The organism is Bacillus paramobilis (assembly GCF_038096195.1).
Taxonomy (GTDB): Bacteria; Bacillota; Bacilli; order Bacillales; family Bacillaceae_G; genus Bacillus_A; species Bacillus_A mobilis.
This window is the reverse complement of record NZ_CP151108.1, coordinates 2,897,441-2,915,563: the sequence shown is the minus strand read 5'-3', so window position 1 is coordinate 2,915,563 and position 18,123 is coordinate 2,897,441. Positions and strand designations below refer to the sequence as shown.

Annotated in this window: 16 protein-coding genes; 15 read left to right on the top strand and 1 reads right to left on the bottom strand. The window is 31.6% G+C overall.

Annotation, left to right across the window (positions count from 1 at the left end):
• The first annotated feature begins 69 nt into the window (after window positions 1–69).
• The 6 genes from AABL52_RS15015 (at window position 70) to pepD (ending at window position 4,483) form a co-directional block, all read left to right on the top strand.
• Window positions 70–552 carry a MarR family winged helix-turn-helix transcriptional regulator gene (locus tag AABL52_RS15015; RefSeq protein WP_341517820.1) on the top strand — a complete coding sequence of 161 codons (483 nt, stop codon included), beginning with the start codon at window positions 70–72 and terminating at the stop codon, window positions 550–552.
• Between the two features lie 166 nt (window positions 553–718).
• Window positions 719–1,456, top strand: coding sequence for a 2,3-diphosphoglycerate-dependent phosphoglycerate mutase (gene gpmA / locus AABL52_RS15010; RefSeq protein WP_341517819.1), 738 nt, complete (start codon window positions 719–721; stop codon window positions 1,454–1,456).
• A gap of 188 nt (window positions 1,457–1,644) precedes the next feature.
• On the top strand, window positions 1,645–2,382 hold the full coding sequence (locus AABL52_RS15005) for a type II toxin-antitoxin system SpoIISA family toxin (RefSeq protein ID WP_341519728.1): 738 nt from the start codon (window positions 1,645–1,647) through the stop codon (window positions 2,380–2,382).
• A 112-nt stretch (window positions 2,383–2,494) separates the two neighbouring features.
• Window positions 2,495–2,620, top strand: a complete 126-nt coding sequence (locus tag AABL52_RS15000) for a D-alanyl-D-alanine carboxypeptidase (RefSeq protein WP_341519727.1) — start codon at window positions 2,495–2,497, stop codon at window positions 2,618–2,620.
• Between the two features lie 75 nt (window positions 2,621–2,695).
• On the top strand, window positions 2,696–2,872 hold the full coding sequence (gene spoIISB, locus AABL52_RS14995) for a stage II sporulation protein SB (protein WP_016087849.1): 177 nt from the start codon (window positions 2,696–2,698) through the stop codon (window positions 2,870–2,872).
• Between the two features lie 141 nt (window positions 2,873–3,013).
• Entirely contained in the window at window positions 3,014–4,483 is a 1,470-nt protein-coding gene (pepD, locus tag AABL52_RS14990; protein ID WP_341517818.1) for a beta-Ala-His dipeptidase, read from the top strand.
• A 592-nt stretch (window positions 4,484–5,075) separates the two neighbouring features.
• On the opposite strand, the gene AABL52_RS14985 is transcribed toward pepD, so the two are convergent.
• Window positions 5,076–5,546 carry a DUF5065 family protein gene (locus tag AABL52_RS14985; RefSeq protein ID WP_341517817.1) on the bottom strand — a complete coding sequence of 157 codons (471 nt, stop codon included), beginning with the start codon at window positions 5,544–5,546 and terminating at the stop codon, window positions 5,076–5,078.
• A gap of 453 nt (window positions 5,547–5,999) precedes the next feature.
• Here AABL52_RS14985 and AABL52_RS14980 point away from each other — a divergent pair, with 453 nt between their 5' ends.
• The 9 genes from AABL52_RS14980 to AABL52_RS14940 all read left to right on the top strand — a co-directional run bounded on the left by AABL52_RS14980 (window position 6,000) and on the right by AABL52_RS14940 (window position 17,863).
• Window positions 6,000–6,659, top strand: a complete 660-nt coding sequence (locus AABL52_RS14980) for a CatB-related O-acetyltransferase (protein ID WP_341517816.1) — start codon at window positions 6,000–6,002, stop codon at window positions 6,657–6,659.
• 705 nt (window positions 6,660–7,364) lie between these two features.
• Window positions 7,365–8,126, top strand: coding sequence for an ABC transporter ATP-binding protein (locus AABL52_RS14975; RefSeq protein ID WP_000595163.1), 762 nt, complete (start codon window positions 7,365–7,367; stop codon window positions 8,124–8,126).
• A gap of 16 nt (window positions 8,127–8,142) precedes the next feature.
• Window positions 8,143–9,972, top strand: coding sequence for an ABC transporter permease (locus tag AABL52_RS14970; protein WP_341517815.1), 1,830 nt, complete (start codon window positions 8,143–8,145; stop codon window positions 9,970–9,972).
• A gap of 493 nt (window positions 9,973–10,465) precedes the next feature.
• A complete protein-coding gene (locus AABL52_RS14965; protein WP_341517814.1) occupies window positions 10,466–11,632 on the top strand; it encodes a hypothetical protein in 1,167 nt (388 codons plus the stop codon).
• 326 nt (window positions 11,633–11,958) lie between these two features.
• Window positions 11,959–12,645 carry a response regulator transcription factor gene (locus AABL52_RS14960; protein ID WP_341517813.1) on the top strand — a complete coding sequence of 229 codons (687 nt, stop codon included), beginning with the start codon at window positions 11,959–11,961 and terminating at the stop codon, window positions 12,643–12,645.
• Window positions 12,642–13,724 carry a sensor histidine kinase gene (locus AABL52_RS14955; RefSeq protein ID WP_341517812.1) on the top strand — a complete coding sequence of 361 codons (1,083 nt, stop codon included), beginning with the start codon at window positions 12,642–12,644 and terminating at the stop codon, window positions 13,722–13,724. The genes AABL52_RS14960 and AABL52_RS14955 overlap by 4 nt, the downstream gene beginning before the upstream one ends.
• Window positions 13,725–14,245: 521 nt before the next feature.
• Entirely contained in the window at window positions 14,246–15,559 is a 1,314-nt protein-coding gene (locus AABL52_RS14950; RefSeq protein ID WP_033658848.1) for a D-alanyl-D-alanine carboxypeptidase family protein, read from the top strand.
• A gap of 360 nt (window positions 15,560–15,919) precedes the next feature.
• Window positions 15,920–17,068, top strand: a complete 1,149-nt coding sequence (locus tag AABL52_RS14945; protein WP_341517811.1) for an acyltransferase family protein — start codon at window positions 15,920–15,922, stop codon at window positions 17,066–17,068.
• Between the two features lie 174 nt (window positions 17,069–17,242).
• Window positions 17,243–17,863: an SGNH/GDSL hydrolase family protein gene (locus tag AABL52_RS14940; RefSeq protein WP_116480648.1), complete on the top strand. Its 621-nt coding sequence runs from the start codon at window positions 17,243–17,245 to the stop codon at window positions 17,861–17,863.
• The last annotated feature ends 260 nt before the right edge of the window (window positions 17,864–18,123 follow it).

Sequence of the window (18,123 nt, the reverse complement as noted above, 5' to 3'; positions counted from 1 at the left end):
AGTTCCAATGCGTTCATTAAAATATTGATTACTGGATTGTGGTATAATTTACATACAGGGGGAAAGTAGATGACACAACATAAAGAAGAACAGATGAATGAAGCATTAGCATTATTTTACTTTGCATATAAAACATTTACTGAAAAGCCAGATGAAATTATAAAAGAGTATGGCATACAACGAGTACATCACCGAATTTTATTTTTTATTGCACGCTTTCCAGGGGTAAGTGTAAATGAGTTATTATCACTATTAGAAATAAGTAAACAAGCTCTTCACGGACCACTACGACAACTTGTGGAAAAGGGTTTAATTGAGAGTAATGAAGCTACACATGACCGTCGTGTGAAACAGTTATCATTAACAGAAAAAGGTACCGAATTAGAGAAAAAATTGAGCGATGTACAAAGACAACAAATGGTTGCTATTTTTTCGAAATTTGGTGAATCGTGTGAAGAAAATTGGCATCAAGTTATGAATGAAATGGCAAATAGCCGATCAGGTTTTGATACTTGGATGTCGAAGCGAGAAGTTGCAATCGATCAAACATAATAAGAAATATATCTGTTTTATAGTTTGAAAAAGAACAAATTTTATCCATACATTTGGCAACTATGGATTGGTCATAGAGTGAATGGATAAAAAGATACATTACTAGATACTTTATACGTGTACGCAATGGAACAATACAATTCACATTTCCGAGAGGGGAATTATTATGATAAAACTTGTACTTATTCGTCACGGACAAAGTTTATGGAATCTTGAAAATCGCTTTACAGGTTGGACTGATGTAGATTTATCAGAGAATGGATTAAGTGAAGCGAGAGAAGCAGGAGCAATATTAAAGAAAAATGGATATACTTTTGATGTCGCTTATACATCTGTATTAAAACGAGCAATCCGGACGTTATGGATTGTACTTCATGAGATGGATCTTGCCTGGGTCCCAGTACATAAATGTTGGAAGTTAAATGAAAGACATTATGGTGCATTGCAGGGATTGAATAAAGATGAAACTGCGAAAAAATATGGTGAGGAGCAAGTTCATATTTGGAGACGTAGTATCGATGTAAGACCACCTGCTCTTACTGAGGATGATCCAAGGTATGAAATGAATGATCCGAGATATAAAGCACTTAAAAAAGGTGAGTTTCCATTGACTGAATGTTTAGTGGACACGGAGAAAAGAGTTCTTGATTATTGGCATTCAGAAATTGCGCCGTCATTAAAAAATGGGGAAAAGGTAATTATTTCATCGCACGGTAATACGATTCGTTCGCTAGTGAAATTCTTAGATAACCTTTCAAGTGATGGTGTTGTTTCATTAAATATTCCAACGAGTATACCACTCGTGTATGAATTAGACGAAGATTTACGTCCAATTCGTCATTATTACTTAAGTATGGACGGAGAAGTACCAGAAGGGGAAATTCCAAAACATATTTCTTTTTAACATGAAAATTTGAAACGCATGCTTGTCTACATATACAATGTAGATTCAAGATAAAAGACGTGGGACCTTCTAATGTATATGCGATATTGCTAAATTTAGAAGCTTGTCCACGTCTTTTGTCATAAAGAGAGCTGCTTGTGCATGTAATGATATCGGGAGTAGTTTTTGAATGGAGGGTGATGTCATTGGTGATCTCTAACATTCGAATCGGCTTATTTATTTTAGCAATCGTTTTTCTAGTTCTTGTTTTCTTTTACTGGAGAAATGAAGAGTTGTACGAAGAGAAGAAGCAACGTATTAGAAAGACTTGGTATGGGTTGTTTATAGTATCAGTCACCGTGTATTTCATGATAAAAGGAATTGATTTAACCCTCTGGAAAAATCTTTTAATGTTCACTGCAATGGTTATTTTCGTTGATATTGCATTTATTTTAACACCTAATATTTCAGAAATATGGGGAGCGAAATTTAGCGATATCGGCAAGACTGTTCAATCGATAAAACGGTCATTAATTGCTTCTAAAGCAAGAGGAGAAATATACACAACAATTATTCAAAATGTCAATCCAGCAGTATTCGGTACAATGGAATGGCATACGGAAGAAGAATATACAAAAAGTTTAAACGCATTTTTAGATTCGTATGGGGAAAAGATTGGAGCGAAAATTGTTGTATTTGAAGCTGCAAAGGAATTAAATACAAATTTTCGTGGTATTCGATCTCAATTTAGTACTATCGTTCCGTTAGAATACATTGAGCAATTAAATGAGCAGAAAGCGGTGCAAGTAGAAAATGTCGGAATTATACCAGCAAAAATAGTGAGTGATGTTTTCATTGTTATTGATGGGAAGAAAAATAATCTGCAAGATCGGGATTTTGAAAATGTATATAATTTAACAATACATCATAGTTATTTTATTAAATAAGGACAGGATTTTCTTCTGTCCTTTTTACTTATACATAAAGGGAAAGCAAATTAAGACAAACTTGTATAAATTCGGACAATCATTCCTACACTAGTAGGTAGAGGTGATTGTAGTGATAAAAGATTATGACAAAGATTTTTTTAAAGAAGATAGTGAAGATACAACAGATTTCTCTTTAATAAAAGGAGATACTTTGCAGCAAGTAGAAGAATTAGAAGAAGAATTAAAAAGAAAATGATACGTGTACACCCTGTCTGTATTTGCTATATAATATAAATAAAAGGTTGTATCTTTTTGAAAAGGGGGAGAAGAGATGGCTGAAGTAAATGTACAAAAGTCTTCATTTTTTAAAGAAAAAAAAGAAGAACCAAATACAGATTTCTCTCTTGTGAAAGGTGCATTAACGGAAAATATAAATCGTTTAGAGAAATTAATGAATAATAGTACTTCAAAATATATGAAAGCAAAAAAAACGAAAGAAAATGCATAGTGCATTTTCTTTCGTTTTTTTATAGGATTAAATATTTAACGCGAGGATTTTAAAGTATGAAATAGAAAGGGAAACTAACGAATCATGGTATAATGATAAAAGACTTACATATTATTTTGTCATTTTGAGAGGAGCTTAAAAATGTATTCTACTTTAGAACAATTAACAAAGCACCCTGTATTTTATCATTTTGCAGAAATTTCAAAGATTCCTAGAGGATCTGGTAATGAAAAGGAAATTAGTGATTATTTAGTGGGCTTTGCAAAAGAGCGTAATTTAGAAGTGATTCAAGATGAAGCGATGAATGTCATTATTAAAAAAGAAGCAACTGCTGGTTATGAAAATGTACCAGCTATTATTATTCAAGGTCATATGGATATGGTATGTGAAAAAAATCAAGCGACTGTACATGATTTTGAAAAAGATCCAATTGAATTACGAATTATTGGGGACATGTTATATGCAAATCAAACGACTTTAGGCGCTGATAATGGTATTGCAGTTGCGTATGCAATGGCTCTATTAGATTCGAAAGACATTCCGCATCCAGCACTTGAAGTAGTTATTACTACTGAAGAAGAAACAACAATGGGCGGGGCTTTCGCTGTTGATTCAAATCATTTTGAAGGAAAGATCTTTATTAATATTGATTCTGAAGAAGATCATAAATTACTTGTAAGTAGCGCAGGTGGTGCGAAAGCTGTTGAAACAATTCCAGTAATTTGGGATGAAGCGCCAGCGAATATGGATGCATACCGTCTATATGTTGGTGGTCTAAAAGGCGGACATTCTGGTATGGAAATTGATAAACAACGTGGTAATGCGAACAAAGTATTAGGACGAGTATTACATGATTTATCAGTAAATATTCAATTTGGTTTAAGTGAAGTTCATGGCGGATTAAAAACGAATGCAATTCCGCGTGAAAGTGTAGCTACAATTGTATTACGTACAGAAGATGTAGAGAAAGTAGAAGAAAAACTAGTATCATGGACAAGAGTATTACAAGAAGAAATGCGTGCTGTTGATCCAGATGTTCATGTTACACTTACAAAATTGGATGAGAAAGTAGAAAAAGTATTTGCTAAAGAAACACAAAAGCAGCTTATTTCATCATTATTCTTAATTCCGAACGGCATTCAAAGCATGAGCATGGATATTAAAGGTCTAGTAGAAAGCTCAACAAATTTAGGCGTTATTAAAACGTTGCAAGATGAAATTAAATTACGTAACGAAGTGAGAAGTTCTGTAAGTAGTTTAAAACAACATGTTGCAGATGAAATTAAATGTATTGCCGAATTAGTTGGTGCAACATTTGAAATAGAGTCAGAGTATCCAGAATGGCCATACAATCCGAATTCACAAATTCGTAATTTGTTTGAAAAAGTGCATCAAGAAAAATACAATAAAGATGTTGAAATCTTTGCTGTACATGCAGGAATTGAATGTAGTGTATTCGTTCAAAAGATGCCTGAATTAGATGCAATTTCATTCGGGCCAGATATATTCAATGTTCACACTCCAGATGAACATATTAGTATTTCTTCTGTTGTGAATAACTGGGGATTCTTTGTTGATGTAATGAAGGGGACAAAAGAATTAGCTAAATAATTTTGATGAAAGAACAGTAGCCTATAAAACTTTATAGGCTACTTTTTTGTATAGAGTTTTATTAGAAATTCATTTTTACGTTAGCATTTAATTTTTGCTTTTATTTCTAGAGGAGATTGTACCAAAGATTGCTCCAGATATTGCTCCGATTAAAGTCATAAAAATAGCACTCCATGCTGCAAATGACATTATTACACCTCCACATAATAAATTATTGTTTCTTAGCCTTTTGAATAGAAATGATAATTGCAACAACTATTAAGAAAATAAGAGGAGACCAAGAATAGAAAGACATGTAATATTCTCCTTTCAATATTAATTTTAAATATTTTTATAGATAAATTATCGCATTTTTAAAGATTGAACATATAGAATATGCAATATTTCATATTAGATTGTAGAACTTAATAAGGTGAAAACAGTTGTTGAATAAAAAATATAATTTATAAAGAAAGTAAGGTTTTTTAAACCTTAAAAAGGGCAAACAATCAAAAAGCTCTTCTATCTTATATGAGATAGAAGAGCTTTTAAAATGATTTTTGTCTAATAAAAATAGTATCCAATATATATTTACTGGTGAGATAAACGTTAATTATTTTGAGATTTTAAAGCTACCCCCATAATAATAATTTTCTCCAAGTTTCATAACAGCTACATATGTTCCTGGAGTATAAACCTTAGTAATAGGTGTTACAAATCTACCATAATTATGTTTTAGACCTGAGTCATAAATGGTTTTATATCTATGCAGGTTTATTTCGTCATTTTCATTTCCACTCAATTGATATATTTTTACAATACCAGTATCCTTACCACCAGTATATATAGTAACATCGAATGTATCTCCATGCTTTAACTCACCAACTGCTAACTCTTCTATAAAATCTGCATTATGATGTAATAAAAAATAGCTTTGCCACCGCCAATTATCTAAAATTCGTGATTCTTTTTGTGTAAGTTGCGATTCAGCAGACACAGGTGTGATTGTACTAATTGTATTTGAAAATAAAAATCCTCCAACAGTCAATGCACCAATAATTGTTGATTGCCTTAAAAGTTTCATGTTCTAAACCTCCTATTTACTTAAGGATTCAGAAATCGTTTTTGTGAAAAACTAGCTGTGAAATCTAATGGATGATAATATCTTCTATAATCATATTAACATTTATTGATTTATCAGACAAATTAATAAATAATAAAACTATATCGAGGGAGTGAAGGCTAATATAAGAAAGAAGTTAGATGTATAGCTAAGAAATCTTTATTATATGTAATTGGGATTTGTTATTTGAAAACTCGATTGTTTTAATGCTGAAATTTCAATTCATAATTCAAGTTTCAGTACATAATTTTACAATTTGACTTATATAATTTATCACGATATGATTCCTTTATAATAAAAGAAAGGCTTGAAGATAATGATTCGTCGTTTGAGAAAGCTAAAAAATGTAGCAGTCGTAGTAAGCTTCTAAGTAAATAGCAAAATATATAATACTTAGAAGCGAGGAATAAAGTTATGAAGCATCCATTATTTAATCATTGGTCAGAAACAAAGTATATAAAAGATATAGTAACAAATCCACTCATTGAGGTAGGAGAGTACTCCTATTATTCAGGTTATTATGGTCATCAAAATTTTGAAGATGGCTGTGTAAGGTATTTGTGGGGGGATGCTAAGTCCCGAGCGCTGTTCAATCCAATTGAACAGATGGGATGGCATCTTGATAAACTCATTATTGGGAACTATGTTTGTATTGCGAGTGGAGTAGTCATTTTAATGGGGGGTAATCACAATCATCACTCAGAATGGATTACAGTATATCCATTCGCTGAGCAAATTGAACATTCATATGAACCGAAGGGCGATACAGTCATTAAAAGTGATGCTTGGATTGGAATGAATGCTATAATAATGCCTGGCGTTACAATCGGTGAAGGTGCAATCGTTGCAGCAGGATCTGTCGTAAGTAAAGATGTTCCGCCGTATACAATAGTTGGTGGAAATCCTGCTAAGGAAATAAAGAAACGATTCACTGATACAGAAATGAATATGCTAATGGAAATGCGTTGGTTTGATTGGGATAGAGAATTGATTGAGAGGGCAATTCCTCTGTTATCTAGTCCATCCATTGAACCATTATTTGCTTTTTATAACAATGAAGTGAAAAATAAATAAATCAGTTAGAAAAACTACATCCTAAATAGGGTGTAGTTTTTTATTATTTGTACTAGAAATAATCTCTCTGTTATGGTCTAGTTTTTATAAATTATCTTAAGAAAAATTAAGAAATATAACCAGTGGTTCTTAATATGTTTTATTTATAATTCAAATGATTGAACAAAATTGTTTCTTCATTTTCCCTTCAAGGTTTTCCATCACGAAGTATTTGCTAGGAAGTAGAAAAAAGCTAGCCCATATATTAGAAATTTCAGCGATATTCCAAAAGTATTCACCTGAAGTATTTGGTGGACGGCAACATTTGCACTTATGTATAAGCTGGGCATTATATAGTTTATAAAATCTGCAGCAATGATTCTATTTTTGAGATAGCGAAAAGGGATTTTTTTATGCAATTCATTTTGTTTTCTTAACAAAATACCTAATGCTTTCTTATCTAAATAGGAACAAATTTATTACTTAGATTGTCTATTACGTGTATTCCTAAAAATGGATGTCCAAATTAAATACTATTTATCCGGCTTGATATCTATTTTTATGTATTGCAAAAATATGAAAGGACTTATTATTTTAAAAAATAAAAAGATATATATTAGTGGGGTACAAGTTTAATACTTTTACAGATGGGGCATTGCAAGTGGAAACGAAAAAGAAACAACCCAAACAGTAGCTTATCAATCATAGAAACGTAGGAGGATATATATGATAAAACCAGTCGTAGACATAAAAAACATTCAAAAAGTGTACGGTAAAAAAGGTGAGAATGAATCACACGCATTAAAAGGTGTTTCATTTTCGATTCAAGAGGGGGAGTTTGTAGGAATTATGGGGCCATCTGGTTCTGGCAAAACAACATTATTAAATGTAATTTCGACTCTTGATAAAGCGACAGATGGCGTTATTGAAATTGCAGGAACGGATATTACGAAAATGAAGCAAGGTGAGCTTTCTGATTTCCGTTCGCAAAAGTTAGGATTCATTTTCCAAGACTTTAACTTATTAGAGAACTTATCTATTTATGAAAACATCGCACTTCCACTTTCCCTTCAAGGTGTTTCATCACGTAATATTGGACCGAAAGTAGAAAAAGTAGCGGATATGCTAGGGATTACAGAAATTCTTCAAAAGTACCCATCTGAAGTATCTGGTGGACAAAAGCAGCGTTCAGCAGCAGCACGTGCGTTAGTGCATGAACCTGCTATTATTTTAGGGGACGAGCCAACTGGAGCTCTAGATTCCAAAAATGCAACGAGTTTACTTGATGCCATGACAAGCCTAAATAAAGAGCAAGGTGTATCCATAATGATGGTTACGCATGATCCTTACAGCGCAAGTTACTGCCAGCGTATTTTATTCATTCAAGATGGTGAGTTATATAAAGAACTTCATCGCGGTGGTACCCGTGAAGAATTCTATAAAGAAATTTTAGACGTGCTTGCAAACTTGGGCACACAAAAAGCGTAAGGAAGGAAGTTCAATCATGTTATTTAAGCTTTCTATGTCAGGCCTAAAAAGTAAGTTGCAAGATTACATTGTTTTACTTGTTGGTCTTATTGTCTCTATTTCAACTTTTTATATGTTTCAAACGCTAGCATCCAATAAAACGTTCCTTGAATCTAACTCTTCTATTAGGGATATTGTGTCTGTATTTAAAATTGGTTCCTTTTTGTTAGCGGTTATCACATTTTTCTATATTTTATATGCAAACTCTTTCTTATCAGTTCTTCGTCAAAAAGAATTTGGTATGTATATGATGTTAGGAGCAAAAAAGCATAAAGTTACCTTACTTATGTTTATCGAAACAATTATATTAGGTGCCACATCTCTTTTGATTGGAATTACAATTGGTGTTGGACTTGCAGAAGGTATCGGTCAGCTATTAATGAAACAACTCGAGTTTGCTGGCGAAGGTTATAAAGCACTTTATCTGCCATCTATAGCTATTACTTGCGTCTTCTTCTTTGCACTATTTATATTATCAGCAATTATGAATAGTATTAAATTATCTCGTATTTCTGTACTGCAACTTGTACATGCAGATGAACAAACAGAACGTGTTGCCATAAAAGGAAAAATGACCGTTGTAATTGCATTCCTTGGTATTCTTTTATTAGGTATTGGTTATGCATCACTGATTTATATGTCATATGCAAATTCGCTAATTGTTTTGGGATTAATGGCCGTTGGATTAATCTCAGCAACCGTTGGTACTTACCTAATATTTGGATCACTTCTCCCAGTTATGATTAACAAGCTAAAGAGTAATAAAAAACGTAGTGAAAAAGGCCTCAATGCTTTTACTTTTGCACAATTAAATTTCCGCATTAATGGTCTAACAAATGTGCTTGCAACAGTAGCAATCTTAGTGGCTCTTGGTGCTGGTGGAATTGCTTGTGGTATGGCATTTAAAAACAACATCCTAAACATGACAGATCAAATACGAATTTACGATTCAGTCATTCATAATCCAACAGCAGAAGAAAAGACAATTTTGGATAATATCTTATTTCAAGAAAAACTTGAATATCATTACAAAGTTGATGATAGGTATGTTTATTATCTTAAAGAAGATTTAGAAAAAAATCGCCCTTTCTTGCAAGGTATGAAAATAGAGAAAGTTTCAGAGGAAATACCCATTGGTGCATTTTCAATAAAGTGGGTTAAAGGAGAGATGAACACAAAACAATGGATCCAGGCTTTCAGAACGATCCAGTCAAATTATGTGTATCCTGATTATGAAATAAAAATTGTAAATCAAAACATCTACGATGGGCTGAAGGGTAAAGAAAGTACTGTGTTTATGGGGAAAACAGATGATTTTGGATCATACATAAAAGAATGGAAAAAACTTGATGAATTACAGATAGCAAAATATAAAAATGTGAAAGCGGAAGAATTGGATAGTAAGTATCAAGCGTATATTGTGAGTCATGATTTTGCCAGCGGACTAATGTTTATGGGTTTTTTCGTTGGTGTTGCATTTTTAGCAATGATGGCAAGCTGCTTAATGTTTAAAATTTTATCCGGTGCATCCAAAGATAGTACACGTTACCAAATGCTTCGTAAAATCGGTGTTCGCCGGGAGTTATTAATACAATCAATTTATAAGGAGTTATTCTTCGTATTTTTAGTCCCAGCAATTGTGGGTATTGTTCACATATTAGTTGGTATGAACATGTTCAGCGTTCTTTTGGCTGATCCGTACTTTCGTATTTGGCTACCAATTATTATTTTCGTAGTGATTTACTCGATTTACTATGTGATTACAGTTCAATTGTATAAAAGAATTGTACTTCCGAAAGAAGGTTAATGTAATAATATTATGTATACTAAATATTGACAGAATTGCCCTCCGTTATGCTGAAATGAAAAAATACCATGTAAGCAAAATAGAAAGTGAATTTGAGATATAAATATGCAGCAATGAGCGGCAGAAAGTGTTAGAAGAAAAGTAAATACAAGTAGGGGGCCATTTCATCTATAACTTACAAGAAGATATGTATAAGCAATTAAAAGAGAAAAATACTATTCTTTCTATATCTTAATCATGAAGGGGCCAGATAGCATCGTTCCTACATTGAGTACTAATTTATCCTCATTTGTAGGAACGATTGCACTATCCCTTACAATAAAATTGAATTATCATCCAATATAAATTGTTAACTACAATAACTACCTTGTATTCATGGTATCTATTGTAGTTATTATTTCAAATTAGGCCTGCACCAAAAAAGTGTTAATTAACATAAAACTTGTAAACCTTATTCATCATAAGGATTATCGTTTTAGAAAAGGAGTGTATGTTGAAAAAATTTTTAAAGGTAATTTTAATCTTATTAGTAATATTTATAGGAAGTATGTTGGGAAGCATAATTTTAAATAAAACATATCATACTGAGTTTAAGTCTTTAGATAACACAGATCAAAACATGTTAAAAGAATTATATACTATTTATAAGAGCTTCGAAGAATCGAGTGATAAACTTTGGAATGAAGATTATCGCTTCGAAAAAATGCCATTGGTTCTGATACGTAGTAATAAAGACGGGGGATTCTTTAGACAAGAAGCTTATGCAGTTAATGTAACGGGATTAGAAAATAGTATTTTTGCAAAAGAAATAAAAGTTCCCAATTCTCTGCATTTACCTAAAGTCTATCGCTTAACTCGTTTTGATTTTAGAACAATTTCTACCTGGATTCCTTGGAACTTTGGGACAATAAATATGAACGATATGGATGTATTTTATTTAAAATATTATCCTAAAATGTTTAGTAATCCAGATTTATATTTTGATTTTTCGTCTTTCTTATTACATGAAGCTTTTCATGCTTATAAACAAAAAGATTGGACATATGATGCAAATGGTAGAGAGTTTATTTACGAATATCCGAGTAATAAAGAAAATTACGCGCTAATGGGATTAGAATTTAAGTTATTAGATAAAGCGATGATTGATATGAACCCAGAAAGTATTAATAAGGTATTATATGATTGGACAATTGTACGTAACTATCGCTTGAAAAAATGGCCTCAATTAATTGGAGAAACAAAAACGGAAGCGATAGAAGGTTCAGCACGATACTTAGAGTATCGATATAGTAATTTAACTGGTGGAAATCTTATGGTACTTGCAAAGAAACAGAAGCCATATCATGTTACTTTTATGGAGGCGTTCAACTTTATTGCTAATGGACAGGCAGAATCTCCAAAGTTTTTAGAACGGAATATGAAATATGAGACTGGTTCAGCGCTTGAATTAAGCATGGATAAAGCAAATATACCATGGAAAGAAGCTATTGAAGATAGTGCAATCAAACAAGGAAAGACACCATATGAAGTATTAAATACGTACTTTAATATAAATAATACACCCACAATTGAAAATAAAATTAAAGAAATTAAAGAGAATAATGACTATGAAACACTTTTAGAACAAGGAGAAAAACTGGTGAAAATAAGTAACAAGTAAAAAATGAGATTTGCAAAAGAATATCCTTTAAGATCGTATTGAAGAGGATATTTTTTCTTTTTATAAGTTTTATAAAATAATGGTGTAATAAAAAAATTAATTAAAATAAGGAGTCATAAAGCAATTATTTTTTATTAAAAGTTAAATTTTATGGAGAAAAAAATATTAATTGTAAATGGATCTCAAGAAAATTGTAAGACGTTATCTTTTATACTGATTATATTATTTTTGTTCTTTCAATTAGAGGTTTACAAAAAGGCGTATAAAAATGTACCACTTGCTTATGCCTTTAGTTGTTCAATACGAGAAAATTGTGGAGGAATCATATGGAGTCAAAAATTCTTATTGTTGATGATGATAAAGAGATTAGAAATCTTATCTCTGTATATTTGGAAAATGAAGGTCTGAAAACTCAAAAGGCTGAAGATGCTATTGAAGCGTTAGAACTGTTAGAAGAAAAGCGATTCGATCTTATTATTTTGGATGTTATGATGCCAAATATGGATGGTATTGAAGCGTGTATGAAGATTAGGGAAGAAAGAAATATGCCTATTATCATGCTTTCTGCAAAATCAGAGGATATAGACAAGATTCAGGGTTTAGCCTCTGGTGCCGATGATTATTTATCAAAACCGTTTAATCCGTTGGAGTTAATCGCTAGAGTAAAATCCCAATTAAGAAGGTTTAAAAAATATAATACAAATGCAGATAATAATAAAAGTATACTAGAAATTGGTGATTTGACTGTAAATACAGATACACGTCAAGTATGGATAAGGGGCACGGAAGTAAGGCTAACTCCAAAAGAGTTTGATATACTCGAACTACTTGCTCGTAACAAAGGAATTGTTCTGAGTGTTGCAAAAATATATGAAGCAGTTTGGAAAGAGGTTTTTTATAAATCGGATAATACCGTCATGGTACATATTACAAAAATAAGAGACAAAATTGAAGAAGATTCTAAACATCCAATTTATATTAAAACTGTTTGGGGGATTGGGTACAAAATATGAAGAAGGTTAGGTTTAGAAATAAGATAATTATAAAACTTCTTGGTGCTGTTGCAGTTAGTTTTTTTGTTTCGTTTGGTTTAACAATCCTCACTTTTATATATATCATAATTCCATTAACTCTAAATCACTATCTTGATAATCTTAGTGCATTTGAAAATAATATACTTACATTTCTTATATTCGCGTTAGCGATCTTTACTTTTATAATCATTTTTTTAATATTGGTTCGAAAGAAAATAGTATATTTGAAGCTCATTTCTGATAATGTGAATGATATTGCCAATGGAAAACTGGGTTTGACAATTGAGATCGAGGGAAAAGACGAATTGACTCAACTTGCTCAAAATATTAATTACATGTCCAAGGAATTGGAGAATACATTTGAACAGGAAAGACGATTGGAACGTACAAAAAATGAACTCATAACCAACGTATCTCATGACTTACGCACACCATTGACATCTATTATCGGTTATGTAGATTTATTAAAAAGAAGGCAATACGACAGTAAAGCACAATTACAGGAATATCTCGAAACCACTTATTCAAAATCACAGAGATTGAAATATCTAATTGATGAATTATTTGAGTATACCCGTTTATCAGACAACGATGCCAAGTTAAACTTTAATGAAGTTGATTTATCGGGTTTATTGGAGCAAATAGTTGGGGAATACACTCCTATATTTGAAAAGGAAAGTTTAATTGTTCAAAAATCAATAACGGAAGAATCAATACCTATTTTCATGGATGTAGAAAAAATGGTACGTGTTTATGAAAATCTGTTTATGAATGCGATAAATTACAGCATGAAGCCATCCGAATTATCAATATGTCTTGATGTAATTGATAATAAGGCAATTTTGAAAGTATCAAATAAAGCTGAGAAACCACCTGTTAGCGATCCAAATAAATTATTTGAGAGATTTTTCAGGGGTGATAAGGCAAGAAAAGATAATCAAGGAAATGGACTGGGACTCGCTATCTCAAAAAGAATTGTTGAACTTCATAATGGTAATATACATGCAGAATATAAAGAAGGTTGGATATCCTTTATTGTTGAACATCCGATCATATAGAATGGCTTATGGAATGAAAGGTTCCATAAGCTTTTTTTTAAACTTAAGAAACTTTTTAAGTTAATAATTCAAATAGGTCATTCATAGTAGGCATGATACTGATAAGTTAATTTTTTTATTTTTATAAAATAATTAATAGAATGAGGGAGAGTTCATTGATATGAATAATGGAAGAAACGATAGTAAGTTTAGCAACCAGTGTGCCTCAAAATTTAATCGGGACACACTGGTTTTATTTTTTATAAATGTGGAACAAATGTATTACTTATATTGTCTATTAAGTGTAATCCTAAAAAATATGAAAGTACGAATCATTTTGAAAAATACAAAGGTATTAAAAAGAGGGATATGTGTGGGAATACTAAGTGTCAGTGTGCCTAAAAGGGTGGGATGAGATGATTTATATGAAAGTCGTCCTAATGTCTTATATGTATATAGAATTTGATATCGCTGTCTATTTTTTGAAGGATTATGTTAGAATAACGCTTTTTTTGAGTACAAAGATATTGGAGGTAACAGAAGTGAAAGGTATGTTTTGCAAGAGATTTATTGCAATAGTAACAGTGCTTACACTATTTTGTAGCATAATTGTTACATCTGGAAGAGCATCAGCGGAAACAGTTCCTGTTTTAGACGTAGAAGCAGGATCAGCAATTTTAGTAGAAGCAAATTCCGGAAAAATTTTATATGAAAAAAATGCGGATGAATCACTAGCAATTGCTAGTATGACAAAAATGATGAGTGAATACTTAGTTCATGAAGCGGTGGATAAAGGAAAACTTAAATGGGATCAAAAAGTTAAAATCTCTGAATATGCATATAAGATTTCACAAGATCGCTCATTATCAAACGTTCCATTAGAAAATGGTGGCTCTTATACAGTAAAAGAGTTATATGAGGCAATGGCAATTTACTCTGCAAATGGTGCAACAATCGCTTTAGTTGAAGAAATTGCTGGAAAAGAAGCCGATTTCGTGAAAATGATGAATGATAAGTCAAAAGAGTTTGGAATGAAAAATTATAAATTTGTAAACTCTACTGGCTTAACAAACTATGATTTAAAAGGACATCATCCAGAAGGGACAACTCCAGACGAGAAAAATAAAATGTCCGCAAGAGATTGTGCGATTTTAGCACAACGTCTCGTTCGAGATTTTCCAAAAATGTTAGATACAGCAAAAATACCCAAAAAAACATTCCAAAAGGGTGGCAAGTATCCAATTGATATGGTGAATTTTAACATGATGTTAAAAGGTTTAATTAAGCAATACGAAGGTGTAGATGGGTTGAAAACAGGAACTACTCCAGAAGCCGGTGATTGCTTCACTGGTACAGTAGAAAGAAACGGTATGCGTCTAATCTCTGTAGTAATAAAAGCAAACTCTCATACAGCACGTTTTGATGAAACAAAGAAATTATATGATTATGGATTTGCGAATTTTGAAGTGAAGAATATCTACGGAAAAGATTCAGTAGTAAAAGGGCATGAAACTTTGCGAGTTGCAAATGCGAAAGACAAAGATGTAGTAGTTCAAACGAAGCAAGCTGTTTCACTTCCAATGCCAAAGGGCAATAAAGATGTTTATAAAAAAGAATTTAAAGTATCAAATAAAGAACAAGAAGCTCCTATTAAAAAAGGTGTAACAATAAGTAAAATGATTATCTCGCCTAAAGATAATACAGATCCTGGGTTCTTATCAGGTAAATCATTACAAATAGACCTTGTAACAAAATCTGATGTAGAACAAGCAAATTGGTTTACACGATTTATGCGTAAAATCGGATCTTTCTTTAATGGTATGTGGGATAGTGCGGTTGATATAGTAAAAAGCTAACATACATTTGTTTCCATAAATTAAAAAACGCTATTCTTTTTGTAGAAATATACAGAAAGGATGGCGTTTATTATGAATCTTTCGATTTAAAGGGTTCAGGTGCAAGGTTAGTTTCATAAAGTTACATGATGAAAAACCACCCACTATTCCATCAAATGACAATAAAAAATTAATATCCGGTACGTATTTCTGTAATTAGATTTTATAAAAATTTAATAAAATCTTTTCTTTGTATTAAATATTTTGTTTTAAATTATGTATATAAAGAAATGGAGGTCAAATTAACTTTGTACTGCTTATATTAGGAATTTAAAGAAACAATATGTACAATTCTCCCACTACATTTGTATAGTGGCTTTTATGAACAGCAAAATTTACAATTTACAAGGAGAACATTTTATGAGTAAGAGAATAAAAGAATTAGATTCCATACGAGGGTTAGCAGCACTTACCGTGGTATTTGGACATTTTTGTTTAATGCTACCATCGTTGCCTAATTCTATTAAATTTTCCCCTCTTAGGATTTTATGGGCGGGTGGAGAAGCTGTAATCGTTTTTTATGTACTCAGTGGTTTTGTGTTATCTATGGCACTTTACCATTCAAAAACAAATTATTGGGGATATTTAATTAAGAGATTTGTAAGAATCTATATCCCTTATTATTTTTGGATAATCATTACCTTTGCTTTATTTATTTTATTTTCACCGTATGAAGTGGTAGGACTACGGGATTGGTTCTATGATAGGTGGCAAGGTTCTATAACAAAATTAGATATTATAAACCATTTTGTGCTTCTTAATAACTTTTTTACGGAAAATTATAATCCAGTTATCTGGTCATTGGCTCAAGAAATGCGTATATCTATTGTGTTTCCTTTCTTATTCCTTCGTTTTTATAAACTGAGTTGGAAGAAAACGATACTATTTGCTTTGAGCTTTTCTTTAATTAATGTTTTTCTTAATATGTTGCATATTGGGAAAGCTGAGGGGTTTTATAATGGTTATGCTGATACACTGCATTTTACATCTATGTTTATGGTTGGGATGTTACTTTTTAAACATCAGGAAAAACTTATCTACTCATATAGGAATATGAAAAAAATTAATAAAGGATTTCTTATTGCACTAGGGGTTATTTTATATTTATATTCCATTTTAATTTATGGTATTTCCCGTAATGATACTACTTTCTTATTAAAAGATTGGGGTGTCGTAATGGGTGTTAGTATATTTATTATAATGGCCATGAGTAATCTAAAAGTAAAAGCATTTTTAAATAAGAGTGTGTTTGTATATTTAGGAGAAATTTCATACAGTATCTATTTGTGTCATTTTCCAATCATGATGGTACTATTTAAACTTTTGTATACAAAGATATCTATCTTATTCCTTCTTACTTTGTGCATTACAATGACACTCCTTTTTTCTATAGTTTCGTATCATTTAATCGAAAAGAAATGTATCAACTGGGCAAAACAAAGAACAACAAATTTTTTGAAAAAAGTATAATGACTAGAGAGATTTTATCTCTTTAGTAAATATACGAATATGACCGATTCCTAAGTATATTGGGAATCGGTCAATTTTGGATTCTAAATGTAAATATAGTAAAGTGGAATATAATTGAAATCAAAAACCACTTAGAAATAACAATTACGGTGTGAGCTATTGTATAGTATAGATATGGTTAATAATAAAGGGGGACTACATATGTGGAAGCGATTTGTATCGATTGGTGATAGTTTTACAGAGGGCATAGGGGATGAAGTTGAGGGAATAGCATTAAAAAGCTGGGTAGATCACTTTGTTCAACTCTGTGTAAACGATATAGAATATGCTAATTTTGCAAAGCGTGGGTTAGTAACTAAAGAAATTCGCTCACAGCAATTGGAAAAGGCATTAACGTTTAATCCAGATTTGGTTAGTTTAATTGCAGGTGCAAATGATGTATTAAAAGGACGTTGGAATCATCAAGAATATAAGAACGAAATGGAATTTATGATAGATACATTAAGTAAAACAGATGCTGATATTATTATAGCAAACCTTCCAGATTTTACAGTTCGGCTTCCTATTTCTTCTGAAAAAAAACAAGTGTTAAAAGAACAATTATTAGAGGCAAATGAAATTATTCTTTCATTGAGTAGAGAGTATAAGCTTCATCATGTTGATTTTTGGAATCATCATTTAGTAAATGATAATACGCTTTGGTCTACGGATTTAATTCATCCAAACTCAAAAGGATATGTAAAAGTTGCTGAATTGATTTTTAGTAGTTTGCCTGTACATGACTCTTCTAAATAAGCTTTAGAATGAAGGCATCGAATCCCCTGTCGCATACAGCGCAGGGGTTTTGATGCGAAATAGAAGGATATAAAGCGCCTATAAATTATACTTTCAGTAATTCTTTTTATTGTTTATACTTAGTTATTTTCTATTGTAGGACCCTTAGTATAAGGGGTCTTTTTTGTTTCAAATATCTACAAAAAAGATAAGAGCGGAGAACTCAAACTAAAAGGTATTTTAAATAAAATTGTTAAAACAGCACTAATAATGACACCGAT